A 16,875-nucleotide genomic window follows, 5' to 3' on the forward strand; every position below is an offset into this window, starting at 1 on the left:
GCCTTCAAATGCAAGAGCCACCGAGTTTCATCGCTTCGGTTGATTTAGTGGTATTGCCCGCCTGCCTCAGGCCTTCAAATGCAAGAGCCACCGAGTTTCATCGCTTCGGTTGATTTAGTGGTATTGCGTCGCTTCGGTTGGTCGTGGCTTGCGCCGCTCCTACGGTCGGAGGCGAAACGATCGGCGGCCCGAACGCCAGAAACGCAGCGGGCGCGGCCCAAGCCGCGCCCGCTGTCGACCTGCTGGATGCTTCTATCGACTCAGTACTTCTTCTCGATGTTGATCATGAAGCCGTTGTCGTCGTCGTTGCCGCTGCCAAACAGGCCGCGGTACTCGAAACGCAGCGCCCAGTCGCGCTCGGTCTGCAGCACCGCGCCCAGTCCGAACACGAAGCGGTTGCGGTCCAGTCCGTCCAGGCGCGCGCGGAAGAACGGGCCGCCGGCCATGTCGGCATAGCTCATCGTCGCGAAGCTGTCGTTCTGGAAGTCGTATTGATATTCCAGACGCAACTGCGGCGAGAACGTGCCCCAACGCACCGCGTAGCGATAGTCGATGCGCAGGCCCAGGCTGGTGGTGGTGGTCTCCACGTCCTGGTTCTGATACTTCAACACGTATTGCGCATCGCCCTGCTCGGTGTAGCCGTCGAGGGTCGCGCGCGCCACGTCCAGGCGGGCGTACGGCGACACCCGCAGCCGGTCGCGCTGGTACTCCATTCCGGCCGAGATCGAAGCGAACCACTGGTTGCCGTCGCGGCTGCCGCGCACGCGGCCGCCGGTGTCGGTGACGTAACGGCTCGAATCGAACGACAACCACTGGTAACCCAGCAATCCGTCGAGATAGAAGCTCTCGCCGGGGTGATAGCTGGCGTACAGCACCGCGCTGTAGCTCTCGCCCTTGCTGCGGCTGCCGCGCTGGCCGACTTCGGTGTCGTCGCGGCCGTAGCCCAGGCCGCCGCCGAAGGCGAAGTTGCGGTTGATGCGGTAGTCGGCGCCCAGGCTGATACCGCTGGTCTCGAAGTCCAACCCGGCCGAGCCGCCGCCGCGACCGTCGCGGTTGCCGCTGTTGATGGTGCCGCCGGTCCAGACGCCGTACTGCGGACCGGTGCCTTCCACCGCCGGCTTGGGTTCGAGCGCGGCGCTTTCGTCGCCCAGCGCGGGCTGGCGGCAATCGCTGCCGGGCGTGCGCCGCGCTTCGTCGCGGCAACGCGGGTCGATCGAGAAGCTCAGGCCGTTGTCGAAGCGCGTGCCCGAGGTGCCGCCGTCGTGCAGACCTTCCATGCGCTGCTGGAAGTTGCCGATCTGAGAATTGGCGAAGCGGCGCGCGGCTTCGGTCTGGGCGTTGAGGATGCCCAGCACTTCCGGGTCCTTGGACGGATCGCTGCGCGGCGCGACTTCGACCTCGATCGTCGCGCTGGCCGAAGTGGCGAAGGCGTTGCTCAAGGTGAAGGTCGCCACGGTCACGCCGGAGTAACCGATCGGCGGCGAGTAGCGCAGTTGATAGACGCCGCCCGAGCCGCTCACCACCGCCTCGCCGGCCGATGCCGGAGTCAGCGAGACCAGGGTCGCGCCGGTGAACGGACCACCGCGCGCCCCCAGGGTCAGATCGACCGTGATCGTGGCGCCGGCGATGGTGCGCACGCGCCGCGACACGGCGACCGGCACCGGATTGACGGTGATGATCGAGGTGATCGGTGCGGATGCGCCGAACGCGTTGTTGAGCGTGTAGCTCAGCGCGATCGCACCGCTGGTATCGGCCGCGGGCGTGTACAGGATCTGGGTGGCGCCCTGCACCACCGCCGTGCCCGAGCTCGGCGGCGCGAGCAAGGTCACACCGGTGAACGGACTGCCGCTGGCGCCGTTGGCCGCGTCGATGACGACGGCCTGGGTGGACAGCGTGGTCACGTTCTGCGGCTGACCCACCGGCACCGGTAATGCGTTGACGGTGATGGCGACCGTGGCCGGCGCCGAGGTGCCGCCCGGACCGCTCGCGGTGTAGGTGAAGCTGTCGCTGCCGAAGTAGTTGCTCGTCGGCGTATAGATCACGTTGACGCCGCTGACCGTCGCGGCGCCATGGCTCGGCGCCGAATCCACCGCGACCGCGGCAATGATGCCGGTGTCGTTGGCGGTGACGTTCACCGTGACCGCTTGATTGGCCAAGGTGCTGGCGCTGTCGTCCACCGCCACTGGCGTCGCGTCGGCGATGACGATGGTGTACGGCGCGGTGATGTTGTAGCCGGCGGCGTCGGTCGAACGGATGTTGGCGGTGTAGCTGCCGGCCGTGCTCGGGGTGCCGCTCAACGCGCCGGCCGAACTGAAGCTCAGGCCGATCGGCAGGTTGCCCGAGACGATCGAGTAGCTGTACGGCGCGATGCCGCCGTTGCTGCTCAGGCTCTGGTTGTACGCCGTGCCGACCACGCCGCCCGGCAAGGTCGCCGGCGAGATCGCCACCGTCGCCGGATCGATGGTGAAGGTGTACACCTTCGACGCGGTCTGGCCGTTACTGTCGGTGGCCTGCACGGTCAGGCTGAAATTGCCGTCCGAGCGCGGCACGCCAGAGACCGCTCCGGCCGAGTTGAAGGCCAAGCCGATCGGCAAGGCACCGCTGAGCAGCGAGAAGCTGTACGGCGCGACGCCGCCGGTGGCGCTGAACTGCGCGTCGTACGCAGCCGCGGCGGTGCCGTTGGGCAAGGCCGGCGGATCGATCGCGATGACCGGCGTAGCAACCACGATGGTGTAGCTCTGCTGCAGCACGAACGGCGCACCGGTGCCGGTGCTTTGGTCCTGCACCCGGACCACCAGGTTGTAGGTGCCCGGCACCGTCGGCGTACCGCTGAGCACACCGGACGAAGTCAGGCCCACCCCGTTCGGCAACACGCCGGCGGCAAGGCTGAAAACGTATCCCGTGCCGACCGTACCGCCGCTGGCGGCGAAGTTGATGGTGGTGGCCACGCCGTAGTTCATCGGCAGATTGCCCGCGGCCGGGGTCATCGCCAGCGTCGGCGCGCTGACCGCCAACACATACGCCTTGGATTGAATGAACGGCCCGTTGCCGGTGCTGCTGTCCTTGGCGCTGACCGTGATCGGAATAGCGCCGCCGGCCTCGGTCGGAGTGCCGCTGACGGTGAGGCTGTCGTTGCTGGTGGCGGTGACGATCAGGCCACCCGGCAGACCCGCCGCAGAGAACTCCCGGTACGGCGCCATGCCGCCGGCCCAGGTGAAGGTCTGGGTGTAGCTCGCGCCGACCTGCGCCGTCATCGGTCCGGACTCGGTGACGCGGATGGTCGGATTCTTGACCGTGAGCCTGATCAAGGCCGGGGCCGAGGTGCCGACCGAATTGCTCGCGGTGTAGGTGAAGCTGTCGGCGCCGGCATAACCAGCGGCCGGTTGATAGGTGATGGTCATCCCCGACGCGATCGCGGTGCCGTGCGCGGGCGCTGTGGCGATCGCGACCGAACTCGCGGTGCCACCGGTGATGTCGAGCGTGATGGACTGCGGCGCGTCGCCGTAGTCGATCAACGGATCCGGCAACACCGGATTGGCGATCGGCACTATGTCGTTGACCACCAGCGTGTAGCTCTGCGCCGCCGAGGTATACGGGCCGGTGCCGGTGCTGCTGTCGGTCGCGGTCGCGCTGAAGGTGTACGTGCCCGGCTGCGTCGGCGTGCCGCTGACCTGGCCGGAACTGCTGAAGGCGATGCCCGGCGGCAACGCGCCCGACGGCGTGTACGAATACGGCGAGGTGCCGCCGGTGGCCGCGTTGATGCTCGCGTTGTAAGGCGAGTGGCGGGTCGCGTTGGCCAACGTCGTCGGCGGCAGCACGATGGTCGATGGATTGATAGTCACGCTGTAGTTCTGCGTGCCCGAATACGGCCCGGCGCCGGTGCTGCGGTCGGTCGCGGTGACGGTGAAGGCGAACGTGCCGCCCGCGCTCGGCGTACCGCTGAGCACACCGTTGGACGCCAGGCTCAGGCCGTTCGGCAGGTCGCCGGGCGGAACCGAGAACTGATAGCCGATGCCTTGGGTACCGCCGGACGCGGTCAACGTCGCGGCGTAGGGCTGGGCGATGCCGCCGTCGGGCAGACTCGCCGGCGCGATCGCGATGATCGGCGCGGCCACGGTGAAGATGTAGGGACGGTTGCCGGTATGCCCGTTCGCGTCGGTGGCGATCGCCGTGAAGTTGATGGTGCCGCCGGCGGTCGGCGTACCGCTCAACGTGCCGTCGGCGGCCATGCTCAGTCCGGGCGGCTCGCTGCCGGGCGGGATGCTGAAGGTGTACGGCCCGATGCCGCCGCTGGCGCTCACGGAGGCGGTGTAGGCCGCGCCGATCTGCGCGCCCGGCAGGCTCACTGGCGCGACCGCGATGCTCACCGGGGGAACCTGCACCACGTAGTTTTGCGTACGCGAGAACGGCGCGCCGCTACCGGTGGAGCTGTCGGTCACCCGGATCGAGAACGCGTACGTGCCCGGCGCCGTCGGCGTACCGGACAGCACGCCGGTGGCGGTATCCAGGGACAGGCCGGGCGGCAACGACGGCAGACCGGTGCTGACCGCGTAGGTATAGGCCGGCGAGCCGCCGCTGGCGATGAAGGTCTGGCTGTAGGCGACGCCGTAGGTCGCGGGCAACGTACCCGCGGCCGGCGTCATGCTCAGCGTCGGCGCGCTTATCGTGAGGACGAACACTTCATCCTCGGTGAACGGTCCACTCCCCGTGCTGCTGTCGGTGGCGACGGCGGTCAACGAGAACGTACCCGCGGCAGTCGGCGTGCCGGACAAGGTCACGCTGTCGTTGGTGGTGCCGGTGACGCTGAGCCCGGCGGGCAGGCTGGGCACGCCGGTCACGTCGTAACCGTTGAACGGCTGCGCGCCGCCGGTCCAGGTGAAGGTCTGGGTGTAGGGCACGCCGATCTGCGCGGTCAACGGACCGGACGCGGTCACCGTGATGGTCGGATTGCCGACCGTGAGCGACACCGTCGCCGGCGCCGAAGTACCGGCGCTGTTGGTCGCGGTGTAGGTGAAGCTGTCCGGACCGGCGTAACCGGTGGTCGGTTGATAGGTGATGGTCATCGCCGACGCGATCGCGGTGCCGTGCGCAGGCGCGGAAGCGATCGCGACCGAGGTGGCCACGCCGCCGGTGATGTTCAAGATGACGGGTCTGGCGATGTCGTTGTAGGCGAACACCGGCGCCACGACCGGAGGATTGGCCACCGGCGGAATGTTGACGACCTGCAGCGTGTAGTTGCGCGCCGTCGAACTGTACGGCCCGCCGTTGGCGCTGGAGTCGGTGGCGACGACGTCGAAGCTGAAATTGCCGGACGCCGATGGCGTGCCCGACAACCCGCCGACGCTGCTCAAGTTCATGCCCGGCGGCAGCGCGCCGCCGCTCAACGCGTAGGTGTACGGCGCGGTGCCGCCGCTGGCGCCGTTCAAGTTCGCGCTGAAGGGCATGCCTTGCGTCGCAACGGGGAAGCTGGTTGCCGGCAGCGAAACGGTGGGCGCGTTGATCGTCAGGTTGTACGTGCGCGTACCGGTGTGCGGCGCGCCGCTGCCGGTGCTGTTGCTGGTGGCGGTGACGGTGAAGGCGAACGTGCCGCCGCCGGTCGGCGTGCCGGTCAACGCGCCGGTGGTGCCGTTCAGGCTCAATCCCGGCGGCAAGGTACCCGGAGGCACCGAGTAGCTATACAGCTCGATGCCGCCGCTGGCGCTGATGGTCTGGTTGAAAGCGACCGCGACGGCGCCGTTGAGCAGCGTAACCGGTGCGATGGTTATGACCGGCGGCGCCACCACGACGGTGTAAGCGCGGCTGCCGGTAAAGTTGTTGTTGTCCTTGGCCTGGATCGTGAAGTTGAAGGTACCCGCGGCCGTCGGCGTCCCGCTCAAAGTGCCGGTGCTGGTGTTGAGGATCAACCCCGTCGGCAAAGTGCCGGTCGACAAGAACGTATACGGCACAGTACCGCCGCTGCCGATGAAAGTCTGGTTGTAGACGACGCCTATCGTCGCATCCGGAACGCTGGCCGGACCGACGACGATAGTGGGCTCGGCCGCGACGGTGACGTTATAGGTCTTGACGCCGAACGCGATCGCCGGAACGCCCGGACCGAGGTCGCTGTCGTCTACCGACCTGACCGTGAAACTGTAATTGCCCGTGGCGGTCGGCGTGCCGCTGATCAGGCCGACACCGCTCAGACTCAGACCCGGCGGCAATGCACCGCCATTCAAGGAATAGCTGTACGGCGCATTGCCGCCGGTGCTGTTGAGCGTCGCCGTGTAAGGCGCCGTGCGCGTCATCGGCGGCAAGGGATCCGGCCCGATGACCGGCTGGGCGTTCGGGATCGAAATCGAATACGACTTGACCGTAGTCAGCGCGGTCGGCAGGGTCGAGTCGGTGACGGTGATTTGTATCGGGAAACTGCCGCGCTGACGCACCGTGCCGCTGAAGGTACCGTTGCTGAAGTTCAAGCCGTTAGGCAAGGTACCGCCGCTGCGAACGTAAGTGTAGGGATTCACGCCGCCGAACGAACTCATGCTCTGGCTGTAAGGAACACCGAGTTGCGGAGTGATCGTCGCCGGGTTGACCGTGATCGGGCTGCTCGCCGGCGCGATGGTCACGTTGACCGTGACGTCGCCGTTGTCTCCGTCCGGGAACACGAAGGTATCGCTGAGCGCGCTGTCGCCGTTATGGGTGTAAGTGAGCTTCGAGACGTTCTGGTCGACATTCACGGTCACGGCGCGGCCGTGCGCCGTGTTGAAGTCGACCACGCCGATGCCGAAGTTCGCCGGCCCGTCGCAATTGCTGACGTCGCGCTCGTGGGTGCCGCCATGGGCCACCGATATGTTGATCACTGGACAATGCAACGAGGGCGGCAACGCCGCCGCCGACCCGGCCCACAACGCGGCCAGGCCGCATAGCGCGAACAAGCCGGAACGAAGCACGGTATGCAGACGCATGACGAAAGAATCGCCCGCGCGACGCGCTGACTGCTGTTGCATGTTGATCATCCCCTGACGGTGCGGAACCGGGTGTCCTCCCCGAAACCGCCGCCGTAAACCCAAAGATCGCTCTGGTCGCGGTCTGCACGCCTACTGCCCCTGGCATGCCCCTTTTCATGACCTGTTACGCAGTTCGGCGGCAAAACCGGCCGTATTCGCCGCCGCTCTGCGTTAGGCAAGGTCATGGCGCTCACGCGCCATACCTGGCCAGGTCGGACCGGCTCGTTTCCGCCGTGCGCGGACGGGGCGTGCGGCAGAGGCACGGTATTTCGTCCGGCAGCGCGCACGGCGTCCGGAAACATCCTTTGGGGGAAGAGATGACAGAAGTATTCGTGGGACAGATCATCACCGTCGGGTTCAGTTTCGCGCCCAAGGGCTTCGCCCTTTGCAACGGTCAGATCCTGTCCATCGCGCAGAACCAGGCCCTGTTCTCGCTGCTCGGCACCACCTACGGCGGCAACGGCACGACCACCTTCGCGCTGCCCAACTTGCAAAGCCGCACGCCGGTGGAGTTCGGCGCCTCGAGCGATCCGGGCTGGAGCCCAACGCCGTATCAACTCGGCGAGACCGGCGGCGTGGAGAACGTCACTCTGCTCACGCCGCAACTGCCGGTCCATAACCACAACCTGTGCGGCGTCACCGCCGCCACGACCGGCCGCAATCCGACCAACAATTTCTACGGAACCACCTCGACCGCTATCTACGCCGCCACCGGACAGACGCAGGTGCCGTTGGCGCCGGCCACCATCGGCTCCACCGGCGGCACCCTGCCGCATCCGAACCTGCAGCCGTATCTGGTGATCAATTTCTGCATCGCATTGCAAGGCATCTATCCGTCGCGCAACTGAGCCGACGATCGATGCAAGACGGCCGCGCGAGGCGGCCACACCTTTCACAATGCAAGGTTCCGGAGTACCTACCATGAGCAATCCCTATGTCGGCGAAATCCGATTGTTCGGTTTCGGCCGCACCCCGCAAGGCTGGATCCCCTGCGATGGACGACTGTTGGCCATCTCGCAATACGACGTGCTGTTCACCCTGATCGGCACCACTTACGGCGGCGACGGCATAAGCACCTTCGCCGTACCCGGGCTGAGCGGCCGAGTGCCCATCCACCAGGGACAAGGTCCCGGCCTGAGTTCGTACGTGACCGGCCAAGCGTCCGGCAGCGAATCGGTCACCCTGATCACCCAGCAAATGCCCGCGCACGGACACACCTTGTTGGCGACTTCGCAACTGGCCACCGCGACCCAGATCGGTGTCGGCGTCGAACTCGGCGCGCTCAACGGCGATGCGATGTACGTCACCGACACCAGCGGCTCCTCGCCGCTCGCGATGAATCCCGCGTCGTTGACGCCCAGCGGCGGCAATCAACCGCACAGCAATCTGATGCCGACATTGACGGCCATGTTCTTCATCGCCGCGTTCGGCTTCTTTCCGTCGCAGGGCTGATCACCATCACCAAGCCGCGCCATCGCGACCGCGGTCGCGCAGGCCGAGTCAGAGGACACTGTCATGACCGAACCTTTCATCGCTCAAATCCAGATTTTCGGCTTCAACTTCGCGCCGCGCGGCTGGGCCGTCTGCACGGGACAAACCATACCGATCCAGCAGAACACCGCGCTGTTCGCACTGCTCGGCACCCAGTACGGCGGCGACGGCAAGACCACCTTCCAATTGCCGAACTTCGTCAATCGCGCCGTCTGCAGCCAAGGTCAGGGGTCGGGTCTAACCCCGCGATCGATGGGCGAAACTTTCGGCTCCAATGCGGTCACCCTTTCCTCGCAGGAAATGCCCATCCACACCCACGCAGTAACGCTCTACAACCAGAACGTAGCCAGCAAGAAGGCGGACGTGCCCAGCAGCGGCAACTCGCTCGGCTCGCCCAATACCTTCGCCTTCGTCCCCGGCACCGCCGCCAACGCGCAATTTTCGCCGACCCTGGTGCTGCCCACCGGCAACAGCCAGCCGCACGAGAACCGCCAGCCCTACCTTGCGATGAATTTCTGCATCGCCTTGGAAGGCGTCTTCCCGGCGTTCGAGTAAGACCATGCACGCTGCGAAACCCCACATGCCGCCGCTCGCGTTTCCCGACGCGCGCGGCGGCGACTTCGAGCTTCCCACGTCCTTGAGCGGAAGCGGGATCGGTCTGCGCGCGGCGCGCGACAGCGACATGGATTGGCTGCGCGCGCTGTACCGGCGCCAGCGCGCGGTGGAGTTCGCACCGATGGGCTGGCCCGAGCAGGCCTTGCACGCCTTCCTCGACCAGCAGTTCACCGCGCAGCACCTGCATTACGTTCGCTACTACGAACGCGCCGATTTTCTGGTGATCGAACGCGAGCGCGCGGCGATCGGGCGGCTATACCTGCAACGCACCGCGCCGGAGCATCTGCTGGTCGACATCAGCCTGGACGAAACCACCCGCGGACATGGCATCGGCAGTGCGCTGATCGGCTGGGCCCAGAACGAAGCGCACGCGCTGGGACGCGGCATGCGCTTGCATGTGGAGCACGGCAATCACGGCGCGCGGCGTTTGTACGAGCGGCTGGGATTCGTCGCGGTGGAATCGATGCCGACCCATGCGCTGATGCGCTGGGAGTGGGATCTGCGCGAGCGGCAGATCGCAGTCAAAGCACTGGCATGAACGCAACCCGCGCGCGGAAATTCGACGACGATCGCGCCGGGCCGCGCCCGGCGCGCAGGCTCAGTCGAAGCAGCCTTAGTTAAAGATCGCCTGGTACAGAAAGCCGTCGCGTTCGCGCGCGACCGGCACCAGGAAAATTCCGATTTCGCCGATCGACTCGTGGCGCATCAGATAGGTCTGTTGCGGGAACAGGAACGCGGAGCCGTTGCGGAACAGCAGCGAGAACGGCATGCGCTCGGGCTGTTGCGGCCGCGTGCTCAGCGCGCGCGCCTCGACCAGCACGAACGGCACTTCGCTGTCGTTGAGATGCGCCGAGTAAGTCTCGTTCACATGGCCGGCGAAGTGTTCCAGCGTCAGCAATTCCATGGTTCAGGGCCTCCCCAAGCCGAGGCCGCATCGTCGTCTCGCTGCGCTCAAGATGCAAGCCCTGGCGACGGATTTGCGATGCACTCGTCGAATCGGTCGCCGCGCGGTCGCGAGCTGCATCGGCCGGCTCCGGCCGCCGCGCCGCCGGCCCAGTGAGGCGGCGAGCGGCCGGAGCCCCGACGGCGGGCGTCCCTGCCCGCTGCGGCTTTCATCACTGACGGGGATGAAAGACGTCCAAACACGAAGCGCCGTCGCCGCATGCGCGGCGAAGCATCGATACCCATGGCGTGGTTCGGTCCGTACCGGCCGCGGCGTCGCAGGCGGAAGACCTGCGAACGCCGCGGACCGGCCGACACCGGGGATCGCGCAGCCTTCGTTCCGATCCGCGCCGGACGCCGTATTCAACGGCGGCGCCGGCGCGATCGGCCTGTGCCCGTCACCACGACGAGAGGGCCGGCGGATCGGCCGCGCATCGCGCGGACCGGTCCGAAGTGCTGCGCATCGGCTCGCGCGCCCAGCGCGGGAGCCGTCCCCTACCCCTTTCCGAGGGGTAGCGGTAGCGCCGCTGCGCGCAACGCAGCGGCGACAAGGCGAGCGGCCCGATTACAAGGCCGCGGCTGCCGTCGCCGGCAGGCTGCGTTCGCGGATCGAGGTCACCGCCACCACCGCTTCGGCGCTTTGATCGCCGGCTTGCACGCGGTAGGTGTAGGTGTCGACTCCGGCGAAATCCGGATCCGGGCGATACGTCGCTCGGCCGTTGTCGATGGTGACCCGGCCATGACGCGGCGCCTGCGCAAGGCTGTAGCTCAGCGCCTGACCGTCGCCGATCGAACCGCGCAAGGCGATGGTCGAATCGGCGCCGTCGACGCTGTGGGTGACCACGTCGGCCGCGGCCAGCGGCTCGTAACGGCGCAGCCGCCCGATTTCCCGCTGCGCCGACGCCAACGCGGTGTCGCGCGAGGCCTGGCCCGCGGACTCGCCGCGCGCCGCCACCGCCTGCTCGAAACGCAGCCGGTCGGCATCGCGCAGCGATTGCGCGCCGTGCGGTCGCAACGGTTGCGCCGCGGTTGCGCGAACATCGTCGAATTGCGAATCGTCGAATTGCGGGGCACCGAACGCGCCGGCGCCGAGCGCGACCAGCGCCAAGCTCAGCACGAAGGGCCCCTGGATACTTTTGTACGGCATGCCAACTCCTTCTGGATTGCAACGGAGGGGAATTTCCGGACCGCGCATCCCTGCGCCGATCGGTGCGCGACCTGTCGTCGACATCGCCCCGCGATCGTGTTCCTGACTGTGTCCGGACCCGTTGCGACCTCCTGTCCCAACGGGAAAACATGATCGCAGCAAGGCGTCGCAGAGGCCGAGACGGGAGGCGACGGCGATCGAAAAAATCGCCGTTCGCCGCCTTCGTTTCGCACGATGTCGCGGCCACGAAAAAGCCCGCCGAAGCGGGCTGTTTCGAAGCGGTCTCAACGGCGCCGGGCGGCGCCGCGACTGCGGTCGCGCGGGCTCAGTACTGGCCCATGTAATCGCGCTTGCCGATCTCCACGCCGTTGCTGCGCAAGATCGCGTAAGCGGTGGTGACGTGGAAGAAGAACTGCGGCAGACCGTAGCGCACCAGATAGTCGCCGCCGGCGAAGCGGCGCTCCTTGGGCGTGCCCGGACGCAGCACGATTTCTCGGTCCTGCGCGCCCTCGAACAGGGCCGGCTCCAGCCCGCCGATGAACGCCAGGGTCTTGGCGATCAGCGCCTGCAGATCGGCGAAGCTGCGCTCGCTGTCGTCGTAGACCGGCACGTCGACATCGGCCAGGCGCGCGCTGATGCCCTTGGCGAAATCGCAGGCGATCTGCACCTGGCGCAGCAGCGCGAACATGTCCGGGAACAGGCGCGCCTGCAGGTAGGCGTCCGGATCGATCTTACGCTGCGTGGCGTGGGCTTCGGTGCGGGCGAGAATCTCGGCCAGGCTGCCGAGCATTTGTTGGATTACCGGAACTGAAGCTGCGTGCATCGAAAGGGTCATGGCGAAATCGTCGTGCGAAGGGAAGCGCCCATGGTACGACGCGGCGGCGGCCCAGACGCGGCCGATCGCGGCCGATCGCGCCCGCAGCGGCCCGCCGCGACGGCGAATCGCGCCGGGCCGGCCAGGATCCGGGCCGGCTTTGCGCGAACGGTGGTCAGGCCTTCTTGGCGCCGCGTCGCGGCTTGCCCTGCTGCAAGGCCGCCGCCCAGCGCTGCGCGCCGGCGCCCTGATCGCCCCAGGTATCGTCGGGATTGGCCAGCCGGCAGCGATCCAGCGACAGACAGCCGCAGCCGATGCATTGATCGAGGGTGTCGCGCATCAAGGTCAGGTTGACGATGCGCTGTTCCAGCTCGTCCTTCCACGCTGCCGACAAGCGCGCCCAATCGCTGCGCGAGGGCATCCGCGAATCGGGCAGCGTGTCCAGCGCCTCGCGGATCGTCGCCAGCGGCATGCCGACTCGCTGCGCGACCCGGATGATGGCGATGCGGCGCAAGGTGTCGCGGCTGTAGCGGCGTTGGTTGCCGGCCGTGCGCAGGCTGTGGATCAGGCCCTTGGCTTCGTAGAAATGCAGCGCCGAGACCGCCACGCCAGAGCGTTCGGCGACCTGGCCGACGGTGAGTTCCATAGTCATGCTCATCGCCGTTCCCGGGCCGTCGCGGGCATGCGTACGGATGCGGATGCGGGCATCGATGCATGCCTTTGCGGGGTGCGACACATGGACGCTTGACCTCAACTTATATTGAGGTTCTATCCTGCGCGCCATCCCCTTGCGGCGTCAAGTCATGGCCTCTCACCACGCTGACCCAGTCACGACCTGCGGCCTTCCCCGCGTCAAGGCCGTGGTGTTCGACCGCTACGGCGCACCGGAGGTGTTGCGTGCGATCGAACTGCCGATGCCGCAGGCCGATCCCGGCGAAATCCGGGTGCGCGTGCGCGCGGCCGGCGTGCGGCCCAGCGACATCGCCTTGCGGCGCGGACTTGGCGAGCCCGAGATCGAACACGAGTTCGCCCGCAGCGCCGCGCCCGGCGCGTTTCCGCGCCGGATCGGCAACGAGTTCGCCGGCGTCGTCGATCAGATCGGCGAAGGCGTCGAGGACTGGGCGATCGGCGATGAAGTGATGGGCTGGGCCGCGGCGATGAGCTACGCCGAAGCGCTCACCGTGTCGGCCGCACAAGTGGTGCGCAAACCCGCGACGATGTCCTGGGCGGTGGCCGGCGCCCTGCCCTCGACCGGCCAGACCGCGCACGCCGCCCTGCGCCAGTTGCAGGTGAGCGCGGGCGAAACGCTGTTGATCCACGGCGCGGCCAGCGCCATCGGCAGCGTCGCCGCGCAACTGGCGCGCGCCTGGGGCGTACGCGTGATCGGCAGCGCGGCCGCCGCCGATCACGACTACCTGCGTTCGCTCGGCGCGCAACCGGTGCTCGACGACGCGCAAGGCATCGCCCAGACCCGCGCGCACGCGCCGCACGGCGCCGATGCGGTATTCGACGCGCTCGGCGACGAAACCTTCCTCGCCTGGATCGGCCTGGGCGCCGATCCCGGCCGCATCGCGACCTTGCGCGACACCGCGCAGACCCGCCGCCTGGGCCTGCAAGTGCTGCACGACCAGCGCAGCCGCGAACGCCTGGCGGAACTGGCGAACCTGCACGAGAGCCATGGCCTGCTGGTGCACGTGCGCGAAATGTTTCCGCTGACCCGCGCCGCCGATGCGCATCGCGCCGTCGAACACGGGCCGGCGCGCGGCAAGGTGGTGCTGATGGTGTACGAGGCCATGCCGGCGTTGAGGTTGAGCGCATGAGCGCGAACGATGGCTCGATCCGGGCACGCGCGTTGGCGGCCGCTCCTTCGCTGGAATCCATCGAGCCAGGCGCTCCAGCGCCGTCCCCCGACGAAAGCAAGCTGGCGCTGCGGAGCGGACCGGCCGGGGCTGGAGCGCCTGGCTCGGTGGATTCGGTGACGCAGGACGACTCGGGCCGGCACGAAGACGATGGCCAGGCCGACCAGACGACATCGGATGCGGCCGCGACCAGCCTGTACGCGCCGCGCTATCGCGGCCTGACCATCGGCGCGGTGGCGCTGGTGGCCTTGGTCGCGTTCGAAGCGCTGGCGATCACCACCGCCATGCCGACCGTCGCGCGCGCCTTGAACGGCTTGCCGCTGTACGCCTTGGCGTTCGCCGGAACGCTCGCCGCCAGCGTGGTCGGCATGGTCGCCGCCGGACGCTGGGCCGATACGCGCGGCCCGGCCGCGCCCTTGCGTCATGGCATCGCCTGGTTCTCGCTGGGGCTGATCGCAGCAGGTTTAGCGCCGTCGATGTGGCTGTTGATCGCCGGCCGCGTCGTGCAAGGCTTCGGCGGCGGGCTGATTTCGGTCGCGTTGTATGTCGTGGTCGGCCGCGTGTATCCGACTCAATTGCGGGTCAAGGTATTCGTCGCCTTCGCCGCGGCCTGGGCGGTGCCGGCGATGGTCGGGCCGGCGATCAGCGGCGCGATCGTCGAACACGCCGGCTGGCGCTGGGTGTTCCTGTCGGTGCCCATCGTCGCCGCCCTGGCCGCGCTGCTGGTGCTGCCGGCCTTGCGCGGTCTCGGTCCCGCGTCCTCGGCCGACACCGGGCTGTCGAACCACGAGCAAACCACGCGCCTGCTGTGGGCGCTGCTGACCACCGTCAGTCTGCTGGCGCTGCACTACGGCGGCCAGCAACGCGACTGGACCGCGCTGCTGTGGTTGCTGCCGGCGACGGCCGCGTTGGCGCTGTCCGCCTCGCGCTTGCTGCCGGCGGGCGCGTTGCGCGCCGCGCGCGGATTGCCGACGGTGGTGTCGCTGCGCGGCATCGGCGCCGGCGCGTTCTTCATGACCGAAGCCTACATTCCGCTGCTGCTGTCGCAAGAGCGCGGCCTGTCGGCGACTTGGGCCGGACTGGTGCTGACCTTGGGCGCGGTCGGCTGGTCCACCGGCTCGTGGTTCCGCGGCCGCACCACCCAGGCGCGCGCGCCGCAGCGGTTTTTGCAAGCGGGCATGGCGATGATCGCGCTCGGCATCGCCGCGATCGCCGCGCTGATCGACGCGCATACGCCGCTCGCCGTGGGCGTCGCCGGCTGGGTTATCGCCGGTTTGGGCATGGGCCTGATCTATCCGACCTTGTCGGTGCTGATGCTGGAGCTGTCGCCGCCGGAGCGGCAAGGCGTCAACTCTTCGGCGCTGCACCTGGGCGATGCGATCTACACCGCCACCGCGCTGGCGATCGGCGGCTCGCTGTTCGCCGCGCTGCTGAGCCGCTCGCACACCTGGGCCTATGTCTGCGGCTTCGCGATCGCCTTCGCGCTGGCGCTGCTCGGGCTGGCGCTGGCGGCGCGGGTAAGGGTCGTGCGCTGAGTTTCAGCGTGCGCCGGGAGCCACGCAGGTGGCGGCGGTTGTGGGAGGGCCTTCAGGCCCGACGCGTTTCGATCCGATCTGGCCGAAAAGCGTCGGGCCTGAAGGCCCTCCCACAAAAGACTTCTGGCTTCAGCTTTGGGCCTGAAGGTCCCGCAAAAGACTTCCTGCTTCGGATTCTCGGCTTGAAGGCCTCTCACAAAAACCTTGCGGTTTCGGCTTGTTGTTTGCGCCCGCGACTGCCGCAAGCGCTCAACCCGCCGCTTGCGACGCCTGCTGCGACGCGCCCGCCCGCTTCGGCGGGGCTTGCGCCAGTTGTTGATACAACGCCACCACCTGTTCCATCAGCCCCTGCGTGCTCCAACCGCGCGCATCCACCGGACCGGCCGCGGACAACTGCGCGCGCAGTTCCGGCGAACGCAGCACCCGCGCGACGTGGCCGGCGAAGGCTTCGACGTTCTCTTCACTGACCACCGCGCTGTGCGCCCCGCGCAACACCGTCGCGGTGCCCATCACCGCGGTCGAAACGATCGGCACGCCCAGCGCCATCGCTTCGATCAGCACCAGCCCCTGGGTCTCGGTCGGCGAAGCGAATACGAAGGCGTCGCCGGCGCGATAGGCATCGAGCAAGGTCGTGCGCCGGTCCAGATTGCCGAAGAAGCGCACGTTGCGCTCCAGGCCATATTCCTTGGACAGGCGCTTGAGCCGTTCGGCATCGGGCCCTTCGCCGGCGATGACGAACACCAGTTCGGGAAAATCCGCGATCAGCCGTTTGGCCACCTGCAGCAGGAAGGCGATGTTCTTCTCCACGGCCAGACGGCTCACCGTGACCAGGGTCGGCTGGCCCGCGCCGATGCCGTGTTCGGCGCGGAAACGCGCGCCGTCGCCATGGGCGAACTCGTCCAGGTCGATCCCGGTCGGCAACACCGTCGACGGCGTGGCGATGCCGTAGCGATCGAGCACTTCGACCATCTGCGCGGTCGGCACGATCAGATGATCCACGCCGTGACAGAGGAACCGCGACAACCGCCGCGCGACCAGGCGCAGCAGCGCCACCGGCGCCCACGGCAGGTAGTGGCCGATGTATTCCTCGAAATAGGTGTGATAGGTCTCCACCGTCGGCCGTCCGGTCAGTTCGGCCAGGCGAACGCCCAGGCGGTGGGCGCGGAACGGAGTGTGGATGTGGATCACGTCCCAGTGCCGCTGCGTCAGTTGCGGCAGCACCCGGCGCAACTCCGGCGCGCGGATCAGACGGTCTTCCGGATCGAAGAAGATCACCCGCGAATCGAGCCGGACGATCTCGAACTCGGCGCTGTCGTGCAGCTCCTGCCCGCTGCCGGGCCCGTAGTCCGGCGCCACCAGGGTCACCGAATGGCCCATGCGCGCCAGCGACTGGGCGAAGGTGCGGATCGAGGTCGACACGCCGTTGACCCGCGGGAAGTACACGTCCGACAGCATCAGGATGTTCATCCTGCCAGCCTAGGCCTGG

Annotated in this window: 13 protein-coding genes; 7 read left to right on the top strand and 6 right to left on the bottom strand. The window is 67.8% G+C overall.

The window, feature by feature from the left end; all coding sequences use genetic code 11:
• Positions 1–260 precede the first annotated feature (260 nt).
• Positions 261–6,986 (bottom strand): putative Ig domain-containing protein, encoded by a 6,726-nt coding sequence (locus tag ACTOWJ_RS26230; RefSeq protein WP_441337569.1) that lies wholly within the window; start codon positions 6,984–6,986, stop codon positions 261–263.
• Between the two features lie 317 nt (positions 6,987–7,303).
• On the opposite strand from ACTOWJ_RS26230, the gene ACTOWJ_RS26235 reads away from it, so the two are divergent.
• From ACTOWJ_RS26235 to ACTOWJ_RS26250, 4 genes are all read left to right on the top strand, one after another.
• A complete protein-coding gene (locus tag ACTOWJ_RS26235) occupies positions 7,304–7,834 on the top strand; it encodes a phage tail protein (protein WP_441337570.1) in 531 nt (176 codons plus the stop codon).
• 73 nt (positions 7,835–7,907) lie between these two features.
• Positions 7,908–8,438, top strand: a complete 531-nt coding sequence (locus ACTOWJ_RS26240; protein ID WP_441337571.1) for a phage tail protein — start codon at positions 7,908–7,910, stop codon at positions 8,436–8,438.
• Between the two features lie 63 nt (positions 8,439–8,501).
• Entirely contained in the window at positions 8,502–9,032 is a 531-nt protein-coding gene (locus ACTOWJ_RS26245) for a phage tail protein (RefSeq protein WP_441337572.1), read from the top strand.
• A gap of 4 nt (positions 9,033–9,036) precedes the next feature.
• The gene (locus ACTOWJ_RS26250) at positions 9,037–9,630 is read left to right on the top strand and encodes a GNAT family N-acetyltransferase (RefSeq protein WP_441337573.1); all 594 of its coding nucleotides are present in this window, start codon (positions 9,037–9,039) and stop codon (positions 9,628–9,630) included.
• Between the two features lie 75 nt (positions 9,631–9,705).
• On the opposite strand, the gene ACTOWJ_RS26255 is transcribed toward ACTOWJ_RS26250, so the two are convergent.
• The 4 genes from ACTOWJ_RS26255 to soxR all read right to left on the bottom strand — a co-directional run bounded on the left by ACTOWJ_RS26255 (position 9,706) and on the right by soxR (position 12,647).
• Positions 9,706–9,996: a DUF6916 family protein gene (locus tag ACTOWJ_RS26255; protein ID WP_441337574.1), complete on the bottom strand. Its 291-nt coding sequence runs from the start codon at positions 9,994–9,996 to the stop codon at positions 9,706–9,708.
• A 603-nt stretch (positions 9,997–10,599) separates the two neighbouring features.
• The gene (locus tag ACTOWJ_RS26260; RefSeq protein WP_441337575.1) at positions 10,600–11,181 is read right to left on the bottom strand and encodes an Ig-like domain-containing protein; all 582 of its coding nucleotides are present in this window, start codon (positions 11,179–11,181) and stop codon (positions 10,600–10,602) included.
• Positions 11,182–11,506: 325 nt separating this feature from the next.
• Positions 11,507–12,016, bottom strand: a complete 510-nt coding sequence (locus ACTOWJ_RS26265) for a DUF1993 domain-containing protein (RefSeq protein WP_441337576.1) — start codon at positions 12,014–12,016, stop codon at positions 11,507–11,509.
• Positions 12,017–12,170: 154 nt separating this feature from the next.
• Positions 12,171–12,647, bottom strand: a complete 477-nt coding sequence (soxR, locus tag ACTOWJ_RS26270) for a redox-sensitive transcriptional activator SoxR (protein WP_441337663.1) — start codon at positions 12,645–12,647, stop codon at positions 12,171–12,173.
• Positions 12,648–12,798: 151 nt separating this feature from the next.
• On the opposite strand from soxR, the gene ACTOWJ_RS26275 reads away from it, so the two are divergent.
• The 3 genes from ACTOWJ_RS26275 to ACTOWJ_RS26285 are packed head-to-tail and all read left to right on the top strand — an operon-like array spanning position 12,799 to position 15,534.
• Positions 12,799–13,815: an NADP-dependent oxidoreductase gene (locus ACTOWJ_RS26275; RefSeq protein WP_441337577.1), complete on the top strand. Its 1,017-nt coding sequence runs from the start codon at positions 12,799–12,801 to the stop codon at positions 13,813–13,815.
• Positions 13,812–15,389 (top strand): MFS transporter, encoded by a 1,578-nt coding sequence (locus tag ACTOWJ_RS26280; RefSeq protein ID WP_441337578.1) that lies wholly within the window; start codon positions 13,812–13,814, stop codon positions 15,387–15,389. The genes ACTOWJ_RS26275 and ACTOWJ_RS26280 overlap by 4 nt, the downstream gene beginning before the upstream one ends.
• A 40-nt stretch (positions 15,390–15,429) precedes the next feature.
• Positions 15,430–15,534 carry a DUF6053 domain-containing protein gene (locus ACTOWJ_RS26285; protein ID WP_441337664.1) on the top strand — a complete coding sequence of 35 codons (105 nt, stop codon included), beginning with the start codon at positions 15,430–15,432 and terminating at the stop codon, positions 15,532–15,534.
• Between the two features lie 104 nt (positions 15,535–15,638).
• Here the strand turns inward: ACTOWJ_RS26285 and ACTOWJ_RS26290 are convergent, their stop codons facing one another.
• A complete protein-coding gene (locus ACTOWJ_RS26290; protein ID WP_441337579.1) occupies positions 15,639–16,856 on the bottom strand; it encodes a glycosyltransferase in 1,218 nt (405 codons plus the stop codon).
• Between the last annotated feature and the right edge of the window lie 19 nt (positions 16,857–16,875).

Origin of the sequence: Lysobacter sp. CA199, from assembly GCF_052078715.1 — a bacterium.
In the GTDB taxonomy this organism is placed as follows: Bacteria; Pseudomonadota; Gammaproteobacteria; order Xanthomonadales; family Xanthomonadaceae; genus Lysobacter.